The following is a 21,715-nucleotide window of genomic DNA, read 5'->3' as shown; positions in this document are numbered from 1 at the left end:
AAAGCCGCGAGGATCGCTCCCCGCGGCGTTGTTTTATGCAATTAACAGCTGATGGTTCGCCAGCAGCGTTGCCAGATCCGTCTGCACGCCGTTCAGCGTCACCAGGGTGGTTGGCGAGAACTGGCCGCCCGTCCCGTCCAGGTCCACCTGGATCTCGGTGTTGCTGCCGTTCTGCACCACGCGGATGTAGTCGGCAATGTTGCCCGCGCTGCTGTCCAGCGTCGCCACGCCGTTCACATAGCTCGCCGAGCCGGTGCCGGTGTAGCCGCTGTCGGAAAGCAGATCGCGCAGGTCGATACGGTCCGTATCCGCCGTCCCTTCCCAGGTGCCGACGGTAAAGCCGTTCACTACATCGCTGCCGTTGCCGCCGGTCGCATCCGAGGCATTGATCAGCTTATAGAGCAACGTGTCGTGACCGCCGCTACCGATGTTGAAGGTGTCGTTCCCGCCGCGACCTTCGAACTGGTTATCACCGCTGTTGCCGGTAATGACGTCGTCGAAGTTCGAGCCGTTAATTCCCTCAATGTTGAGCAGTCGTGACGTACCGAACCCGGTGTCCTGCGCGGTAGAGAGGCGCAAGTCAACGGTAACACCGGAGGTCGCATTGCGGTAATCCACCACGTCCATCCCACCGGTGTTGCTCCAGGTGTCGTAGTCGGAATGGGTATTCCAGCCGCCGGAGCCGTTGTAGGTATAGGTGCCATCCTCTGCGATAAAGGTGTCGTTATACCCGGTACCGGTGATCGTCCCGCTGTGGCCGCCGGTGGCCGCTTCGGCCGTCAGGACGTATCCCTCTTTACCGTTGCCCGCTTCCAGGCCTTCCCAGGTGACGTTATCGGACACGCCGTTGGTGATTTTCACAATTTCTGCCGAGTAGGTTTCGTTCGGATCGAGTCCGTAGAAACTCACCAGTGCAGAGGTGTCGTTGGAGCCAATACCGGACTGGGCGTTGATGATCTGCGAGGCAACCAGCACGCCCGACGCGTTATACAGATTAACCGTATTGCCGTAGTAGGCGTTGATCCCCTCACTGTCGACAATGTGCAGGTGCATCGCGGTGCCGTCGGCAATGGTTTTGCTGTTTTGCACCAGCACCACCTTACCGTTCTGCTGAGACACCAGCAGGTCCTGCGCACCGTCCCAGTTGTAGTCCACGGCGGCCACGCCGGTGACGTTCACCAGGCCAGACGCCAACTGACTTGAGGTCCAGGTCGAACCGTAGCCGTTGTTGGTGAACAGGGTCGCCGTCTGTGACGTGCCGTAGGTGCTGAGCTTGATGATGTCCATCTGCCCGTCACCGTTCCAGTCTACCGCCACTGACAGATAGCCCGCCGTGGCGTTAGAGGCTTCCACCGCGCTCTTGGTGGCAGAGAGGTTCCCGGCACCGTCGTTGTAGTAAATCACCCCGCCGTTATTGTTGTAGCTGCTGCCCAGGTAGAGATCCATGTAGCCGTCGCCGTTGAAGTCCGCCCACGTCATGGATGCCGCCGTGGTCGTGTTCGAGGCGTTGGCCACAAATACGTTGGTCATGTTCTGGCCGATGGAGAGCGTGCCGTTGCCGTTGTTGTTAATCACGGTTAACGAGTACGCGCCGCTGCGGTTGGTGTGCTGAACAATATCCACCGTACCGTCGTTGTTCAGGTCAACACCGGAGATTTCGCGCCCGGAATCAAACTGGCCGTAGAAACCACCTTCCCCACCCGTGCCGTCCGGCGAAAGGACACCGTTGTTGTTCACCAGATAGGTCAGGGAGTCCATACCGGCATCACCGTACGCCAGATCCAGATAGCCATCCCCGGTTTTGTCATACGCAATCACGCCGCCGTACCAGATGGTGGTCCCCATCGCCAGCTGGCTGGCGTTATAGGTGCTGCCATCATAGGTCCACATCACCTGCGTAGAGCCGGAGTAGGTATTTTCCGTCGCGAAAATATCCTGCGTGCCGTTACGGTCAAAGTCGGCGGCGGTCTGGCTCACCACGTAGTAGCCGCGGGTGTTGGTCAGCGTATTTCCGGCATAGGTCGAGCTATCGCTGCTGGAATAAGACTGGCCGTTAGCAATAATATTCCACAGACCGCTGCTGTTCATGCCGAGGGTCATGGTGGAGTTGTTGCTGTTCCCCGCTGTAGCTGCCCAGTCGGTATTCACCGAAGTAGTGTCAATCACCAGGCTGCCGGTTGCCGTACCGGTGGTATTCCCGTTCCCCGCGCTGCTCTTCACCTGCGCCGTCACGTCGTAGCTCGCCACGCCCAGGGCATCGCTGTCTGGGATCTGCAGATACCAGGTGTTATGATCCGGATCGATCACCACCTCGCCGCCCGTCTGCGACGTGTAGGTTTTGCCGTTCACCGTCACCACCAGATATTCCCCGTTCACCAGATCCGCAGAGACCGTCCCGCTGACAATCGGGGTGGTATCCGACGTAGTCTGCGCGGTAATTGCCGCCGTGGTGGTTGGAATGCTGGTATCAACATTCAGCACAAAGCCGTCAGATTCCGTGTAGTTACCGGCTTTATCGGTTACGCGCACAATGTAGGTGTGATTGCCGTCGAGCAGGCCGTTGTCCTGGAAGGACCAGCTTGCCGTGCCGTTCATCGTTACCTGACCCAGCAGAACCCCGTCCCGATAGAGCTGCACAATCTCGCCGTCGTCCGGGGCGCGGTTAAGCGTACCGTTGATCACCGGAGAGTCGTCATCGGTAGCAACGGTGCTGCCGAAGGTCCCCGTACGCTCGCCTTCACCGTCGGTATAGCTCACCACGGTACCCACCGTAGTTGGCGGCGTGGTATCGACCGTCACCACCTGCGAAGAGGTAGATCCAACGTTGCCCGCCTGGTCGATGATCCGCACCTGGTAGGTGTAGTCCCCGTCAGGCAGATCGCGGGTATCGGTATAGCTCCAGCGCTGGTTAGTCACGGTGGTGTCTACCCAGGTATTGCCGCCGTCAAGGCTTATCTGCACCCGCTCGTCGTTTGCCAGCGCGCTGCCCAGCGAGCCGTTGATGGTCAGCGTGGTATCCATGGTGATGAAATCACTGCCGGACTGCCCGGTATCTTCGCTAATGCTGTCGATGGTGATGCCGTACTGCGGCGCCTGGGTATCCACCGTCACCGCCTGCGAGGTGGTGGCTCCGACGTTGCCCGCCTGGTCGACGACCCGCACCTGATAGCTGTAGCTGCCATCGGTCAGAGTACGGGTATCGTTATAGCTCCACTGGGTACCGCTTACGGTGGCGTAAACCCAGGTGGTACCGCCGTCCATGCTCACCTGCACATACTCACCCGCACCGAGCTCAGCCCCGAGCGTCCCGTTCAGGGTGTACGAGGTCGAACTGGTCAGGAAGTCGTTGTTATCGAAGCCGGTATCGACGGTGATGTTATCAACGGTCACCGTAATCGCCGCGTCCGGTGCCACCGTATCGACGGTCACCTGCTGATGGGCGCTGGAACCCACGTTGCCCGCCGCATCCACCACGCGAACGTAGTAGTCATAGGTCTGGTTGCCCAGTGTGCGACCGTCCACGTAGTACCAGCTGTTGCCGGTGACAATCACGTTCTGCCAGGTTACTCCGCCGTCGATGCTAATCTGGGCATATTCGCCGTCCGCCAGCGTTGCGCCGAGCGAGCCGTGCAGCGTCAGGGACGTATCGTTAGTAATAAAGTCGCTGCTGCTCAACCCGGTATCGTCGCTGATGCTGTCGATGGCGATGGTTTTGCTGGCGTCCGGTGCAACCGTATCAATGGTCACCACCTGGCTGGCGGTGGCACTGATATTCCCGGCGTCGTCAATCACGCGCAGCTGATAGTTATAGTCACCATCGACCAGCGTACGGCCATCAACATAGGTCCAGGTCAGGCCGCTGACGCTGACGTCTGTCCAGGTAACGCCGCCGTCGAGGCTGATCTGCGCGTGGTCGCCGCCGCCCAGCGCCGCGCCGAGCGTCCCTTTCAGGCTGATCTGGTTGTCGCTGGTGATAAAGTCGCTGCCGGACAGGCCGGTATCCTGCGTAACGGAATCCACGGTGATGGTCGCCGCCGCAGGCTTCGTCAGGTCGATAGTTACGTCCTGGCTGTCCGTTGCCCCCACGTTCCCGGCGTTATCGATAACGCGCACCTGGTACTGATAATTACCTTCAGCCAGCGTGCGGCCATCGGCGTAGCGCCAGGTGGTGCCGGTCACGGTCAGGTCAATCCAGGTGGTGCCGCCATCAAGGCTTATCTGCGCTTTCTCGTTATTGCCGAGCTGCGCGGTCAGGGAGCCGTTGACCACAACCTGGCTGTCATTGGTGATGAAATCACTCGTGCTCAGGCCGGTGTCATTTTGCAGCGAATCAATACTGATCCCCATTGACGGCGCGGTGAGATCCACCGTGACGGTGTGGTTATCGCTGCCGCTGTTGCCGATGGTGTTGCTGACCTGCGCGTTAATCACATACGAACCGCCGTCTGCCAGCGCGGTCACGTCTGCGCTGCCGACCGTGTAGCTCCAGGTGCCGTCCGCCTGCACGGTCGCCGTGTAGGTTTTACCGTTCAGCGTGATGGTCACCGTCTGGCCCGAAGGCGCGTCGGTGGTACCGCTGACGACCAGCGGCGTGCCATGCTCGGCGGCGCTGACGATATCGTCCTGCGCAAAGGTGTTAATGGTGATGGTTGGGACATCGCCATTCAGCGTCACGTCGTGCGTTGCGCTGCCCGGGTTGCCCGCCTTATCGCTCACCGTTGCGGTGATGGTGTAATCCCCGTCGCTCAGGCCGAGGAAATCACGGCCCGGCACGAAGACCGACCACGAACCGTCCGCCCCAACGGTCGCCTGATAGCTGTGCCCGTTAAAGGAGACGGTCACCGTCTGACCTTGTTCCGCAGTGGTGGTACCGCTGATGGTCTGGCCGGCCAGCTGCTCGGTGTTGTTGACGATATCGTCATCGGCCACGGTGCTGATGGTCACTGTCGGCGCGACGGTATCGACCGTTAAGGTATGCGTCGTCTGGCCGTTGTTACCGGCTTTATCGTTGACCGAGGCGGTAACCGTCAGCGCGCCTTCGTTCAGCGCGCCCAGGTCTGCCGCCGGAACGTCCAGCGTCCAGGTGCCATCGCTGCCAACCAGCGCAGTGTAGGTTTTGCCGCCCAGCGTGACGGTCACGGTTTGACCCGCTTCCGCGCTGGTAGAGCCGTGTACCGTCAGCGGCTGCTGTGCTTCCACTGCATTCAGTACATCGTCGCCCGACAGCGTATTCACGCTGATGACCGGCGCGGTGGTGTCCACGCTGATGCCGTGCGTCGCCGAGGCGCTGTTGCCCGCGCTGTCCTGCGCCGACACGGACACCTGATAGCTCGCGCCATCGGCCAGGGCGCCCACGTCTGCGGCCGGAACGGTGGTCGTCCAGCTGCCGTCGCTCTGGATGGTGGCCGTATAGGTCTTGCCGTTCAGCGTCACGGTAACCTGCGTGCCGCTGGCGAACTGGGCGCTGGAGCCGTTAATCACCAGTGACGAACCGGCTTCCGCCGCGTTGATGACGTCGTCACCGCTAACGGTGTTCACCGTCAGCGCCACGGAGGCAGTGTTCACCACCACATCGTGGGTCTGGGTGCTGCTGTTGCCCGCGCTGTCGGTAATCGTCGCGCTAAGGGTCACGGTGCCGTCGGTCAGCGCGGAAATCACGCTGGCCGGAACGCCTACGCTCCAGTTACCGCTGGCGTCAACGGTAGTGGTGTACTGGTTCGAACCGATGGTGATGACCAGCTTATCGCCGACGCTCGCGCCGGTTGCGGTTCCGCTGACAACCTGCGCCTGCCCGTGCTCCACGCCGTTGATGACGTCATCGCCCGCCACGACGTTAAAGCTGACGGTCGGCGGCGTGGTATCGAGCGTAATCGCTTTGCCCGCGCTGCCCGGGTTACCCGCGGTGTCGCTCACGCTCACCTGCACGGTGTAGCCGTTATCCGCCAGTGCGGACAGGTCGGTGCCCGGCACGTTCACGCTCCAGACGCCGCCCTGCTGCACCTGCGCGTTATAGCTCTTACCGCCGAGGGTTACGGTCACCGTCTGGCCGACTTCCGCCGTGGTGGTGCCGGAAATGGCCACGCCCGAAGACGCTTCGCTGCCGTTGATCACGTTATCGCCAGCGACCGTATTAATGGTCACGGTTGGCGCGGTGGTGTCCACGCTGTACTCGCGGCCCGCCGACGCGCTGTTGCCGTTCACGTTAGTGACGCTCACCTGCACGCTGGCGTCTCCGTCCTTCAGGCCCGCGAGATCGGTGGAAGGCACGGTGGCCGTCCAGTTACCGTCAGCATCCACTTTCGCGGTGTACGTCTTACCGGCGAAGGTGATGGTGACGGTCTGGTTTTCCTCCACGTTCGAGGTGCTGCCGGAGAGCACCAGATCCGCCCCTTTCTCCGCCGCGTTAATCACGTCGTCGGTGGCAATCGCATCGATGCTGATAGCCACCGCCGCCAGATCGACGGTCACGTCATGGCTGATGGTCACCGGGTTGCCCGCCGCGCTCTGGCCCGCAACGGTGACGTTGACCGTGCCTGCTGCCAGCGCCCCGACGTCTGCCGCCGGGATCGCCGCGCTCCAGGTGCCGTCTGCCAGCACGGAGGCCGCATAGGTTTTGCCATTGAGGGTCACGGTGAGCGTTGTGCCTGCCGCCAGCCCGTCGCTGGTGCCGGTGACGATCAGGTTTTGCGTATGTTCGATGCTGTTGATCACATCGTCGCCCGCCACGGTATCAATGCGCAGTCCCGGCAGGTTAGCGTCTATAACGATTTCGCGCTCGCCCGTTCCCGTGTTGCCGTGGCCGTTGGTGACGGTCGCCGACACGGTCAAATCGCCGTTGCCCAACGCGGTCAGGACCGATTCCGGCACGTTCACGGACCAGGTCAGATCGCTCTGCACCGTTGCCGTGTAGCTGTTGCCGCCAATGGTCACGGTCACGGTGTTGCCCGCTTCCGCGTTCGTTACCTTGCCGCTGATGGTCTGGCCCGCGGCCACTTCCGCCGCGTTGATGACGTTGTCGCCCGCGATGGTGTTGAGGGTGACGCCCGGCAGAGCGGTATCCACCTGCAGGTTCGCGGTGTTGCTCACGCTGTTGCCCACGCCGTTGGTCGCGGCCGCGCTCAGGGTGTAGTTGGCTTCGCCCAGGGCCACCAGATCCGCCGCCGGAACCGTCAGGCTCCAGGTACCGTCTGCCGCGGTCGTGGCCGTGTAGTTTTTACCGTTGAGGGTCACGGTGACCACGGTGCCTTCCGCCAGGTTGGCGCTGTTGCCGCTGACGTTCAGATCCTGACCTTTCTCTACCGCGTTCAGCACGTTGTCGTCGCTGATGGCGTTAAAGCCCACGGACGGCAGGCCGGTATCGACGGTCACGTCATGCGTGCCGCTCCCGGTGTTGCCCGCCGCGTCGGTGACTGACGCGGTGATGGTCACGGTGCCGTCCTGCAGCGCGGAAATCACGCTGGCCGGGACGCCCACGGACCAGTTACCCGCCGCGTCCAGCACGGTGGTCCAGGTCTGTCCACCGATGGTGACGGTGACCTTATCGCCCGCTGCCGCACCGGTGGCGGTGCCGCTGACGATCTGCGCCTGAGCGTGCTCGGCGATATTGATGACGTCGTCGCCCGCCACGGTGTTGATGGTTACCGCGGGAACGGTCACGTCCACCGTCAGGTTGTGATCAACCGACGCCGGGTTGCCCGCCTTGTCGCTGACGCTTGCCGTAACCGTGACGCTGCCGTCGCCGAGCGCCGCCAGATCCGCCGCCGGGACGTTCAGGGTCCAGGTGCCGTCTGCAGCAACCGTCGTGGTGTAGTCCTTGCCGTTCAGGGAGACGGTGACCGTCTGGCCCGCTTCGGCGGTGCTGGTGCCCGACACCGTCAGGTCAGCCTGCGCTTCCGTCGCGTTCAGGATGTCGTCTGAGGCAAGTGTATTAATGGTCACGGACGGCGCGGTCGCATCCACGCTGTATTCACGACCCGCCGAGGCGCTGTTGCCGTTCACATTGGTGACGCTCACCTGCACGCTGGCGTCGCCGTCCTTCAGGCCCGCCAGATCTGCAGACGGCACGGTGTACGTCCAGTTACCGCTGCCGTCCACGGTGGTGGTGTAGATTTTGCCGTTCAGGCTCAGGGTCACGGTCTGACCCGCTTCCACGTTGGTGGTCGCCCCGGACAGCACCAGATCCCCCCCTTTCTCCGCCGCGTTGATCACGTCGTCGGTGGCGATGGCGTTGATGCTGATAGCCACGGTCGCCAGATCCACCGTCACGTCGTGGCTGATGGTGATCGGGTTGCCCGCCGCGCTGTCGCCGGTGACGCTGATTTTCACGGTGCCTTCCGGCCACGCGCTCACGTCGGAGGACGGGATCGCCGCACTCCAGGTGCCGTCAGCCAGCACCGTCGCCGCATAGTCGTTACCGTTGACGGTGACGGTCAGCCCCGTGCCCGGTGCCAGACCGTCGCTGGAGCCGGTGACGATCAGGTTCTGCGCATGCTCAATGCTGTTCACCACGTCATCGCCCGCCACGGTATCCACGCGCAGGCCCGGCAGGTTGGCGTCGATAGCGATCTCGCGCTCGCCGGTGCCGGTGTTGCCGTGGCCGTTGGTGACGGTCGCCGTCACGCTCAGGCTGCCGTTGCCCAGCGCGGTCAGCACGTCAGACGGCACGTTCACGGACCAGGTCAGATCGCTCTGCACCGTTGCGGTGTAGCTGTTGCCGCCGATGGTGACGGTGACGGTGTTGCCCGCTTCCGCGTTCGCCACGGTACCGCTCAGGGTCTGGCCTGCCGCCACTTCCGCCGCGTTGATGACGTTGTCGCCCGCCACGGTGTTGATGGTGACGGTCGGCAGCGCGGTGTCGACCAGCAGGCTCGCGGTGTTGCTCACGCTGTTGCCCACGCCGTTGGTGGCGGTTGCATTCAGGGTGTAACTGGCCTGGCCGAGACCGGCCAGATCCGCCGCCGGAACCGTCAGGGTCCAGGTACCGTCTGCCGCGGTCGTGGCCGTGTAGTTTTTGCCGTTCAGAGTCACGGTCACCACGGTGCCTTCTGCCAGGTTGGCGCTGGTGCCGCTGACGTTCAGATCCTGACCTTTCTCTACCGCGTTCAGGACGTTGTCATCGCTGATGGCGTTGAAGGCCACCGATGGCAGACCGGTATCGACGGTCACGTCATGGCTGCCGGTACCGGTGTTGCCCGCCGCGTCGGTGACTGACGCAGTGACGGTCACGGTGCCGTCGCTGAGGCCGGAAATCACATTCGCCGGGACGCCCACGGACCAGTTACCCGCCGCGTCCAACACGGTGGTGTAAGTCTGGCCGCCAATCGTGACGGTGACCTTATCACCCGCTGCCGCGCCGGTGGCGGTACCGCTGATGATTTGCGCCTGGCCGTGTTCTGCGATGTTAATCACGTCGTCGCCCGCTACGGTATTGATGGTCACCGCAGGAACGGTCACGTCCACCGTCAGGTTGTGGTCGACCGACGCCGGGTTACCCGCTTTATCGCTGACCGATGCGGTGACGGTCACGCTGCCGTCGGTTAATCCTGCCAGATCCGCCGCCGGGACGTTCAGCGCCCAGCTGCCGTCCGCGCCGACGGTTGTGGTGTAGTCTTTGCCATTCAGGGAGACGGTGACCGTCTGGCCTGCTTCTGCGGTGCTGGTGCCCGACACCGTCAGGTCAGCCTGCGCTTCCGTTGCGTTCAGAATATCGTCGTTCGCCAGGGTATTAATGGTCACGGACGGCGCGGTCGCATCCACGCTGTACTCGCGGCCCGCAGATGCGCTGTTGCCGTTCACGTTGGTGACGTTCACCTGCACGCTGGCGTCGCCGTCTTTCAGACCTGCCAGGTCGGCAGACGGCACGGTATAGGTCCAGCTGCCGTCGGCGTCCACTGTGGTGGTGTAAATCTTACCGCCGATGCTCAGGGTCACGGTCTGACCGGCCTCCACGTTCGTGGTTTCCCCGGACAGCACCAGATCCGCGCCCTTCTCCGCCGCGTTGATCACGTCGTCGATAGCGATGGCGTTAACGCTGATCGCCACGGTCGCCAGATCCACGGTCACGTCGTGGCTGATGGTAATCGGGTTACCCGCTGAACTGTCGCCGGTAACGCTGATTTTGACCGTGCCTTCCGGCCACGCGCTCACGTCTGCCGCCGGAACCGCCGCACTCCAGGTGCCGTCCGCCAGAACCGTCGCGGAATAGTCTTTCCCGTTGACGGTGACGGTCAGCACGGTGCCCGTCGTCATGCCGTCGCTGGAGCCGGTCACGATCAGGTTCTGACCGTGCTCGATGGTGTTGATTACGTCGTCACCCGCGACGGTGTCCACGCGCAGGCCCGGCAGGTTGGCATCAATAGTGATATCGCGCTCGCCGGTGCCGGTGTTGCCGTGGCCGTTGGTGACAGTTGCCGTCACGCTCAGGGCGCCGTTGCCCAGCGCGGTCAGCACGTCAGACGGCACGTTAACGGACCAGGTCAGGTCGCTCTGCACCGTTGCGGTGTAGCTGTTGCCGCCGATAGTCACGGTCACGGTATTGCCCGCTTCGGCATTCGCCACGGTGCCGCTCAGGGTCTGGCCTGCAGCCACTTCGGCCGCGTTGATGACGTTGTCGCCCGCCACGGTGTTAATGGTGACGGTCGGCAGCGCGGTGTCGACCAGCAGGTTCGCGGTGTTGCTGATGCTGTTGCCCACGGCGTTGGTCGCCGTTGCGTTCAGGGTGTAGTTTGCTTCACCCAGTGCAGTCAGATCCGCCGCCGGAACCGTCAGGCTCCAGCTGCCGTCTGCCGCGGTGGTCGCGGTGTAGTTTTTACCGTTCAGGGTCACGGTCACCACTGTGCCTTCCGCCAGGTTGGCGCTGGTGCCAGTAACGTTCAGATCCTGGCCTTTTTCCACTGCGTTCAGCACGTTGTCGCCGCTGAGGGTATCGAAGCCCACGGACGGCAGCCCGGTATCAACGGTAACGTTATGGGTGCCGGAGCCGGTGTTGCCCGCCGCATCGGTCACTGACGCCGTGACGGTCACGGTTCCGTCCTGCAGAGCAGAGATGACGCTCGCCGGAACGCCCACGCTCCAGTTACCCGCCGCGTCCAGCACGGTGGTCCAGGTCTGGCCGCCAATGGTGACGGTGACCTTATCACCCGCCGCCGCGCCGGTCGCGGAGCCGCTGACGATCTGCGCCTGAGAATGCTCAGCCACGTTAATCACGTCGTCGCCCGCCACGGTGTTAATGGTGACCGAAGGAACGGTCACATCTACCGTCAGGTTGTGGTCAACGGACGCCGGGTTGCCCGCCTTGTCGCTCACGCTTGCGGTCACGGTGACGCTGCCGTCGCCGAGCGCCGCCAAATCCGCGGCCGGAACGTCCAGCGTCCAGGTGCCGTTTGCGCCTACGGTTGTGGTGTAGTCCTTACCGTTCAGGCTCACGGTGACCGTCTGGCCTGCTTCAGCGGTGCTGGTGCCGGTAACCGTCAGGTCAGACTGCGCCTCGGCAGCATTCAGCATGTCGTCAGCCGCCAGGGTATTGATAGTCACGGACGGTGCGGTCGCATCCACGCTGTACTCGCGGCCCGCAGACGCGCTGTTGCCGTTCACGTTGGTGACGCTCACCTGTACGCTGGCGTCGCCGTCTTTCAGGCCCGCCAGGTCGGCCGTCGGGACTGTCGCCGTCCAGTTGCCGTCGACGTCCACGGTCGCAGTGTAGCTCTTACCGCCAAAGGTGATGCTGACGGTCTGGTTTTCTTCCACGTTGATGGTGGTGCCGGACAGCACCAGATCCGCGCCTTTCTCAGCCGCGTTAATCACGTCATCGCTGGCAATGGCATCGATGCTGATAGCCACGGTGGCCAGATCTACAGTCACATCGTGGCTGATAGTGACCGGGTTACCCGCGCTGCTTTGTCCTTCTACGGTCACGGTCACGGTACCTGCGGCGAGCGCGCCGACGTCCGCTGCTGGGATCGCCGCACTCCAGGTGCCGTCTGCCAGTACGGTGGCAGGATAGGTTTTACCGTTCACGGACACGGTCAGCAGGCTACCTGCCGCCAGGCCGTCGCTGGTACCGGTCACGATGAGATTCTGCCCGTGCTCAATGCTGTTGATCACGTCATCGCCCGCGACGGTATCGACGCGCAGGCCCGGCAGGTTGGCGTCAATAGTGATATCACGCTCGCTGCTGCCGCTGTTGCCCACGCCGTTGGTTACGCTCGCGGTCACGGTCAGGTCGCCGTTACCCAGTGCAGTCAGGACCGATTCAGGAACATCGACGGACCAGGACAGATCGCTCTGCACCGTTGCGGTGTAGGTGTTGCCGCCAATGATGACCGTCACGGTGTTACCCGCTTCGGCATTGACAACCGTACCCGTAATGGTCTGGCCGGTAGCCAGCTCTGACGCGTTGATCACATCGTCGCCTGCGACGGTGTTGATGATGACGCCAGGCAGGAGCGACTCCACGTTCACAATGTGCGACGCGCTGGTGCTGTTGCCTACGCTATCCGTCGCCGATGCGGTCACGGTATACAGCGCTTCGCCCAGTTCGCCCACCTGTTCAGCCGGAACGGTAGTAGACCACTGGCCGTTGCTATCAACGGTAGCGCTGTAGGCTTTGCCGTTCAGCATCACGGTCACGATCGCGCCCGCCGCCAGGCCAGAGGCCGTACCGGTGATAGTCAGATCCTGCGTTTTCTCGGTGCTGTTAATGACATCATCACCGGAAACGGTGTCGATGGTCAGTACAGGCGCGGTCAGGTTCACTTCCACATCATGGGTCGCGCTATTGCTGTTGCCCGCTTTATCGGTCAACGCGGCGGTAATGGTGTAATCCCCCGCGGTCAACGCGCTGACGTCAGCCGCAGGTACGCCCACGCTCCAGTTTCCGGAAGCGTCCAGGGTCGCGGTGTAAGATTTGTTGTTAATGGTCACGGTGACCACATCGCCCGCTGCCGCGCCGGTCACGGAGCCAGTCACGATCAGCGCCTGCGCATGCTCTGCGCTGTTGATCACATCATCATCAGAGACGACGTTGATCGTCAGCTGCGGAATCGTGGTATCAACCAGCACATCGCGATCCGCCGAAGCCGGGTTGCCCGCCTTATCGGAGACGGTCGCCATCACGGTGTAATTTCCATCGACAATGTTGCCCAGATCCGCCGACGGCACGGTAACGCTCCAGCTGCCGTTCGCCTGCACGGTGGTGGTGTAGTCCACGCCGTTCAAGGTCACCGTAACCGTCTGGCCCGCTTCGGCGTTGGTCACGCCGGTGATGTCCAGATCCTGCTGGGCTTCAGCCGCGTTGATGATGTTGTTATCGCTGACGATCTCAATGGAAACCGTTGGCGCGGTGGCATCGACGCTGTATTCGCGCCCTGCCGAGGCGTTGTTGCCGTTCACGTTGGTCACGCTGACCTGCACGCTGGCATCACCATCTTTCAGGGTAGCTAAATCAGCAGATGGGACGGTCGCCGTCCAGTTACCGCTGGCATCCACCGTCGCGGTGTAGGACTTTCCGCCGAAGGTGATGTAAACGGTCTGATTTTCTTCCACATTGCTGGTTGAACCCGAAAGCACCAGGTCCGCGCCTTTTTCCGCCGCGTTCAGCACGTCATCGGTGGCAATGGCATCAATGCTGATGGCCACCGTCGCCAGATCCACCGTCACATCGTGGCCGATAGAGACCGGGTTACCCGCCGTGCTTTGCCCTTCAACGGTCACGGTGACCGTGCCCGCATTGAGCGCGCTGACGTCCGCTGCCGGTACCGCTGCCGTCCAGGTTCCGTCCGCCAGAACGGTTGCTGCGTAAGTTTTACCGTTGATGGTTACGGTCAGCGCAGAGCCTGTAGCCAGCCCCTCGCTCGAGCCGGTAACGATCAGGTTTTGCCCGTGCTCGATGCTGTTGATCACATCATCGCCCGCCACGGTATCCACGCGCAGGCCCGGCAGGTTTGCATCAATGGTGATGTCACGCTCGCCCGTGCCGGTGTTGCCGTGACCGTTGGTGACGCTGGCCGATACGGTCAGATCGCCGTTGCCGAGCGCCGTTAATACGTCAGACGGAACATTTACCGACCAGCTTAAATCGTCCTGAACCGTGGCGGTATAGGCGTTGCCGCCAACGTTGATAGTGACAGTGTCACCGCTTGCCGCACCGCTAACCTTCCCGCTCAGGGTCTGGCCTGCGGCCACTTCTGCTGCGTTGATAACGTCGTCGGTGGCAATAGCATTAAGGGTGACCACCGGCAGGGAGCTGTCGACCAGCACGCTGTGGCTGGTGTTTGCGCTGTTGCCCGCGGTATCGGTCACGCTGGCCGTCACGCTGTAGCTCGCTTCGCCCAGCGCGGAGACGTTTGCCGCCGGAACGGTCACGCTCCAGCTGCCGCTGGCGTCGGTGGTCGCGGTGTAGTTGATACCGTTGAGGGTCACGGTAACGGTGGTGCCTTCCGGCTGATTGCTGGTACCGGAGAGCAGCAGATCCTGACCCTTCTCGGTGGCGTTAATCACGTCATCGCCCGCCAGGGTGTTGATGGCAATAACTGGTGCCGTCAGGGAGACGTCCACGTCGTGCGTCGCGGTGGTGCTGTTGCCCGCCCTGTCGGTGAGGGTAGCAGAGATAGTGTGGTCACCGTTCGCCAGCGCGCCCACGTCTGCCGCCGGAATACCCATGCTCCAGTTGCCGGATGCATCCAGCATCGCGGTGTAATCTTTGCCGTTCAGGGTCACGGTGATGACGTCACCCGCCTGCGCGCCGCTCACGCTGCCGGAGACGATCAGCGCCTGGCCGTGTTCGGCGATGTTAATGATGTCGTCGCTTGCCACGACGTTGAAGCTAATCTGCGGCACGGTGGTGTCGACCAGCACGGAAGAACCCGCGCTTGCCGGGTTGCCCGCTTTGTCGGAAACGGTCGCCGTTACCGCCGCATTGCCGTCCGCAATGCCCGCCATGTCAGCTGCCGGGACGTCGAGCGTCCAGGTGCCGTCCGCCTGCACCTGCGCGGTGTACTGGTTACCGTTGAAGGTCACGGTGACCGTCTGGCCAGCTTCAGCACTTGAGGTGCCGCTCAGGGTCAGGTCCTGCGCCGCTTCAGCCGCATTCAGCATATTGTCGCTGCTGACGGTGTTGATGGTGACCGTCGGCGCGGTGGTATCGACGCTGAATTCCTGCGCGGAAGAGGCCGAATTGCCGTTCACGTTGGTCACGCTGACCTGCACGCTGGCGTCGCCGTCCTTCAGGACGGCCAAATCTGCCGCCGGAACGGTGGTTGTCCAGTCGCCGTTCGCGTCCACCGTGGTGGTGTATGTTTTACCGCCAACGGTGACGGTCACGGTCTGGCCCGCCTCAACGTTGCTGGAAGTGCCGCTCAGCACCAGGTCCTGGCCTTTTTCCGCCGCGTTAAGCACGTTGTCAGCGGTGACGCTGTTGATGCTGATTGCCACCGCGGAGAGATCCACATCAACGACGGCGCCAATGGTGACCGGGTTGCCGGAGGTATCCTGCGCGCTGGCGCTGATGGTCAGCGAGCCGTCAGCCCACTGGGACACGTCTGCCGCAGGCACGACCGCCTGCCAGGTGCCGTCCGCCAGTATCGTTGCTGCGTAGTCTTTACCGTTGATGGTCACGGTAACGGTGCTGCCCGCGGCCAGGTCGGTGCTGGTGCCGGAGACAATCAGGTTCTGCGCATGTTCAATAACGTTAATAACGTCGTCGCCCGCGACGGTATCAATACGCAGGCCCGGCAACTGGGCGTCAATGGTGAAGTCCAGCGACGACGAGCTGGTATTGCCGTGGCCGTTGGTCACGCTGGCCGATACGGTCAGATCGCCGTTGCCGAGGGCGGTTAACTGGCTTTCGCTTAACGGCAGGCTCCAGGTGAGATCGTCCTGTACGGTAGCGGTATAGGTCTGGCCGCCAATGATAATGGTGACTGTATCGCCCGCCGCCGCGTTGGCGACCTTACCTGTCAGGGTTTGCCCCGCCGTGACTTCCGCCGCGTTAACTATGTTATCGCCAGCCAGAGTATCAACGGTGACCACCGGCAGAGAGCTGTCGACCAGCACGCTGTGGCTGGTGTTCGCGCTGTTGCCTGCGGTATCGGTCACGCTGGCCGTCACGCTGTAGCTCGCTTCGCCCAGCGCGGAGACGTTTGCCGCCGGAACGGTCACGCTCCAGTTGCCGCTGGCGTCGGTGGTCGCGGTGTAGTTGATACCGTTGAGGGTCACGGTAACGGTGGTGCCTTCCGGCTGATTGCTGGTACCGGAGAGCAGCAGATCCTGACCCTTCTCGGTGGCGTTAATCACGTCGTCGCCCGCCAGGGTGTTGATGTCGATAACCGGCGCGGTAAGGGAGACGTCAATGTCATGCGTTGCGGTGGTGCTGTTACCCGCTTTATCCGTGATGGATGCGCTCAGGGTGTAGTCACCGTTCGCCAGTGCGCCAACGTCTGAGGCTGGAACGCCGATGCTCCAGCTTCCGGAGCCGTCCAGCATTGCGGTGTAATCTTTGCCGTTCAGGGTCACGGTGATGACGTCACCCGCCTGCGCGCCGCTCACATTTCCGGAGACAATCAGCGCCTGGCCGTGTTCAGCAATATTAATGATGTCGTCGCTTGCCACGACGTTGAAGCTGATTTGCGGCACGGTGGTGTCGACCAGCACGGAAGAACCCGCGCTTGCCGGGTTGCCCGCTTTGTCGGAAACGGTCGCCGTTACCGCCGCATTGCCGTCCGCAATGCCCGCCATGTCAGCTGCCGGGACGTCGAGCGTCCAGGTGCCGTCCGCCTGCACCTGCGCGGCGTACTGATTGCCGTTGAAGGTCACGGTGACCGTCTGGCCTGCTTCGGCAGTAGAGGTGCCACTCAGGGTCAGATCCTGCGCCGCCTCTGCCGCGTTCAGCATATTGTCATTGCTGATGGTGTTGATGGTCACCGTCGGCGCGGTGGTATCGACGCTGAACTCCTGCGCGGAAGAGGCCGAATTGCCGTTCACGTTGGTCACGCTGACCTGCACGCTGGCGTCGCCGTCCTTCAGGCCGCTCAGATCGGCAGCCGGAACGGTGTAGGTCCAGTCGCCGTTGGCCTCCACCGTGGTGGTATATGTTTTACCCGCGAAGGTGATGGTCACGGTCTGGCCCGCCTCAACGTTGGAGGAGGTGCCGGAAAGCACCAGGTCCTGGCCTTTCTCCGCCGCGTTGAGCACGTTATCGTCGGTCACGCTGCTGATGGTGATGGCGACCGGCGCGAGATCGACGTCCACGACGGTCCCGATAGTCACCGGGTTGCCGGAAACATCCTGCGCGCTTGCCTTGATATCCAGCGAACCGTCCGCCCACTGGGACACATCGGCCGCCGGTACTGCCGCCTGCCAGGTGCCGTCCGCCAGTACGGTGGCCGAATAATCTTTGCCGTTGATGGTCAGGGTCACGATGCTGCCCGCCGCCAGATCGGTGCTGGTACCGGAGACAATCAGGTTCTGAGCGTGTTCAATCACGTTAATCACGTCATCGCCCGCCACGGTATCAATACGCAGTCCCGGAAGCTGAGCGTCGATGGTGAAGTCGAGAGAAGAAGAACCGGTATTACCGTGCGCGTTGGTGACGCTGGCCGATACGGTGAGATCGCCGTTGCCGAGCGCGGTTAGCTGGCTCTCGCTTAACGGCAGGCTCCAGGTGAGATCGTCCTGTACGGTTGCTGTGTATGTCTGGCCGCCGAGGACAATAGTGACAGTGTCACCTGACGCCGCATTCGTCACCTTACCGGTCAGGGTTTGCCCTGCCGCCACTTCCGCTGCGTTAACGATATTGTCGCCCGCCAGGGTGTTGATCGTCACTACCGGCAGCGAGCTGTCCACCAGCACATCGTGTGAGGTTGAGGCGCTGTTTCCTACGTTATCCGTTACGCTCGCCGTCACGGTGTAATGGGCTTCTCCCAGCGCGCTTAAGGCCGAGGCCGGTACGGTCACGCTCCAGTTACCGCTGGCGTCGGTGGTGGCGGTGTAGTTGATGCCGTTCAGGTTAACGCTGACGCGTGTGCCTTCCGGCTGGTTGCTGGTGCCGGTGAGCAGCAGATCTTCGCCCTTCTCGGTCGCGTTAATCACGTCGTCTGCCGCCAGCGTGTTGATACCAATAACAGGCGTCACGGTATTCACCACCACATCCAGTGAACTGCTGCCGGTATTGCCGGAACGGTCGGTCACGGAGACGTCGATTGTCCAGGTGCCGTCCGCCAGCCCCTGCACGACAGACGCGGGCAGGCCAAGGCTCCAGTTCCCCGCAGCATCCACCACGGTGGTGTAATCGACGCTGTTAATAGTGATGGTCACCCGATCGCCCGCTGCCGCACCGGTGACGGAGCCGCTCAGGATCTGCGCCTGCGAATGGGCGAGCTGGTTAACGGTGTTGGTGTCGGTGACAAAGTCGTTAATGGTCACCTGCGGTACGGTGGCGTCCACCAGTCCCACGCGATCGGCACTGCTGCTGTTGCCCGCCACGTCGCTGACGGTTGCCGTCACGGTAACGATGCCATCCGTGAGGGCCCCCACGTCGGCCGCAGGCACGCTCAGCTGCCACGTACCGTCCGCCTGAACCGTGGTCTGATACGTTTTGCCGTTCAGCGTCACGGTGACCGTCTGTCCCGCTTCCGCAGTGCTGGTACCGCTTAAGGCCAAATCCTGCTGCGCTTCAGCCGCATTGATGATGTTGTCGTCGGTCAGGTTATCGAGCGTAATCGCCGGCGGCTGCGTATCCACCGTGACCACGCGCGCGGCGTCGGCACTGTTACCGCTGACGTTAGTAACGCTGACGCTTACCTGCGCGCGCCCGTCGGTCAGGGTTTCCATGGCGCTGGCCGGAACCTTCAGGCTCCAGGAGCCATCCTGCTGAACCTGTGCAGTAAAGGTCTGGTCGGCGAATTTCACCACCACGGTCTGCCCCGCTTCCACGCCCTGCGTCTGGCCGGACAGGGTTAAGTCCGCGCCTTTTTCCGCAGCGTTCAGCAGGTCGTCGCCGGAGACGGTATCAATAGTGACCGCCACGGCGTTCAGATCGAGTTCAATCGGATGTTCAGCCGCAACGGTATTGCCCCAGGCATCTTCAGCACTGACGCTAACCGTCATGCCGCCCGCCGTCCAGGCCTGCAGGTCCGCCGCCGGAACGCCGATCTGCCAGTTACCGCTGGCGTTCACCGCGGTGACGTACTCAACGTTGTTGATGGTGACGATAATCTGCGTGCCCGCGGCCAGATGGCTACTGGAGCCGGTGACGCTCAAATCCTGCTGTTGTTCAATGGCGTTGATGACGTCATCGCCGGAGATGGTGTTCACGCGCAGACCCGGCAGTTCAGCGTTGATATTGATATCACGCTCGCCGGTACCGGTATTGCCGTGCCCATTGGTCACCGATGCGGTAAAGGTTAAATCACCGTCGCCGAACGCCTGAAGATCCGCTGACGGGATTTTCACGCTCCAGGTCAGATCGCTGCCAACCGTTGCGGTGTAGCTCTTGCCGCCTGCGGTGATGGAGACGGTATCGCCCGCCGCCGCGCCGGTAACGCGACCGCTGAGGGTTTGATCGACGCCCGCTTCGGCATTATTGACCAGGTTGTCGCCCGCAAACGTATTGATAATGACCTGCGGCAGCACGGTGTCCACCAGCAGATTCGCCTCGGCAGAACCGCTGTTACCCACGCTGTCGGTGCCGCTGACGCTGACGGTATAAAGGGTGTTCGCCAGATTCAGCACGTCAGAAACCGGCACCTTAACCGTCCAGATACCGTTTTCAACCGTGGCCTGATAGTTAACGTTGTTTAACGTGACGGTGATGGCGCTGCCGTTCGGCAGGTTGCTGGTGCCGCTCAGGCTCAGGGGCTGCATGGCCTCCTGCGCGTTCAGGACGTTATCCTGGCTGATAGCGTTAATCGTGAATTCCGGCGGGCTGCCGCTCAGCGTCACGCCGTGCGTCGTGCTGCCGGTGTTGCCTGCCGCATCGGTAACGGAGACAGAAATCGTGTGGCTGCCCTCACCGAGCGCGCCGATGACGGAGGCTGGCACGCCGACGCTCCAGCTGCCGTCGGCAAGCACCACGCCGGTGAAGGTCTGGCCGCCGACGGTCACGGTCACCACGTCGCCTGCCGCCGCGCCGCTCGCCTGCCCGGAAATGATCTGCGCCTGGCCCTGCTCGCTGGTATTCAGAATGTCGTCACCCGCGACGGTGTTGATCGTCACAACGGGTGCAGCGGTATCAACCGTGAAATCGGCGGTGGTGGAAGAACCGTTGCCCGCTTTGTCGCTGACGTTGACCGTCAGGGTGTGACCGCCGTTAGCCATCGCCTGTACGTCACTGGCAGGAAGCGTGACGGACCAGGTGCCGTCGCTGCCCACGGTAGCCGTGTGATTTTTACCGTTCAGCGTGACCGTCACAATCTGGCCCGCTTCCGCATCGGTTTTACCGGTGATCGTCAGCGGCTGATTATGTTCAGCGGCGTTAATGATGTTGTCCTGCGCGATTGTGTTCACGGAGAGCGCTGGCGCAACGGTATCGACGCCAATCGTCTGACTGCCGCTCACGATATTACCCGCCGCGTCTTTGCCGCTCACGTTGACCGTCCAGGTGCCGTCGCCCAGCGCCTGCGCGTCTGCGGCAGGCACCTTCACGCTCCATGCGCCGTTTGCACCCACTTCTGCGGTATAGGTTTTTCCGTTCAGCGTGACGGTCAGCGACGTTCCCTGCGCCAGGTTTTTGCTGGCACCGGAAAGCGTGAAGCCCGCGGACTGTTCGCTGGCGTTGATCACGTTATCGCCCGCCGTGGTGGCGAGCGTCACGGCGGCATCGGCCGTTGATACGGTTACGGTGATGCTGCCCGCAGAGGTGGTTTTGCTGCCGTCGATCTGCACGACCGACCACGTGTGCTCCCCGTCCGTCTGGGTCGGTAATATTACCGTCCACGTGCCGTCTTTGCTGACCATGGTGCTGGCAATGGTGCTGCCGCTGCTGTCTTTGATCTGGATGGTCGCGCCCGGCTGACCGGTACCGCTAAAGGTTGGGGTGTTGTCGTCCGTGATCTCTTTTGCACTCAGCACGCCCTGCTTGTCACCCGCGTTATCCGTCAGCAAAAAGGTCGGCGTGGCGCTCTCAACTTCCTGGGTATTATCAATGACTTTTGTTTTAGTTTCGCCGTCACCACCGTGAGCCAGCAGCGCGCCAATGGCACCGCCGCCTAAGGCCGCTCCCGCAATCCAGCCCCACGGCGCATCGCTTAATACGCTTTCCTGCTCCAGGAAAGGCTCAATACTGCTAATAGGTGCGGCCTGCGCGGTTAATTCAGTCGCGGCCATGCCTGACGCTTCCCCGGCATCGGCAAAAGAAATATGAGTCAGTTCCTGATTATCGTTGAACACCAGCTCTGACTGATTATGCGTTTCTGGATCTTCTACAAAATAGTTATTACAGCGAATCACGCTGCCGTCTTTCATATAAATCAGGAGGTCTTTCCCCTGGCGGACATAACGCACCACGTCCTGAGCAGAACCCTGGATTTCAATCACGCTCGGCGATGAAATGGATACCGACAGATTTCCTTCGCCGGTTAATTTCGTTTTCTCCGCCGTTTTGCGAATGATGACATCAACAACTTTTACGTTACTCATATTCTCTCCTTGCAGGTGTACGGATTCCTGTGGATATATCCACCAGATGGATGTAGCTATCCCTGGGAAAAAACACCCATTATTG

At 62.1% G+C, this 21,715-nt stretch carries 1 protein-coding gene; it reads right to left on the bottom strand.

Annotated elements, in window-relative coordinates; genetic code table 11:
- Nucleotides 1-33: 33 nt before the first annotated feature.
- Nucleotides 34-21,630, bottom strand: coding sequence for an Ig-like domain-containing protein (locus tag N2K86_RS10585; RefSeq protein ID WP_260661469.1), 21,597 nt, complete (start codon nt 21,628-21,630; stop codon nt 34-36).
- Nucleotides 21,631-21,715: the final 85 nt, after the last annotated feature.

Origin of the sequence: Enterobacter mori (assembly GCF_025244905.1) — a bacterium.
GTDB classification, from domain to species: Bacteria; Pseudomonadota; Gammaproteobacteria; order Enterobacterales; family Enterobacteriaceae; genus Enterobacter; species Enterobacter mori_A.
This window is presented reverse-complemented; position numbering and strand designations above follow the sequence as displayed.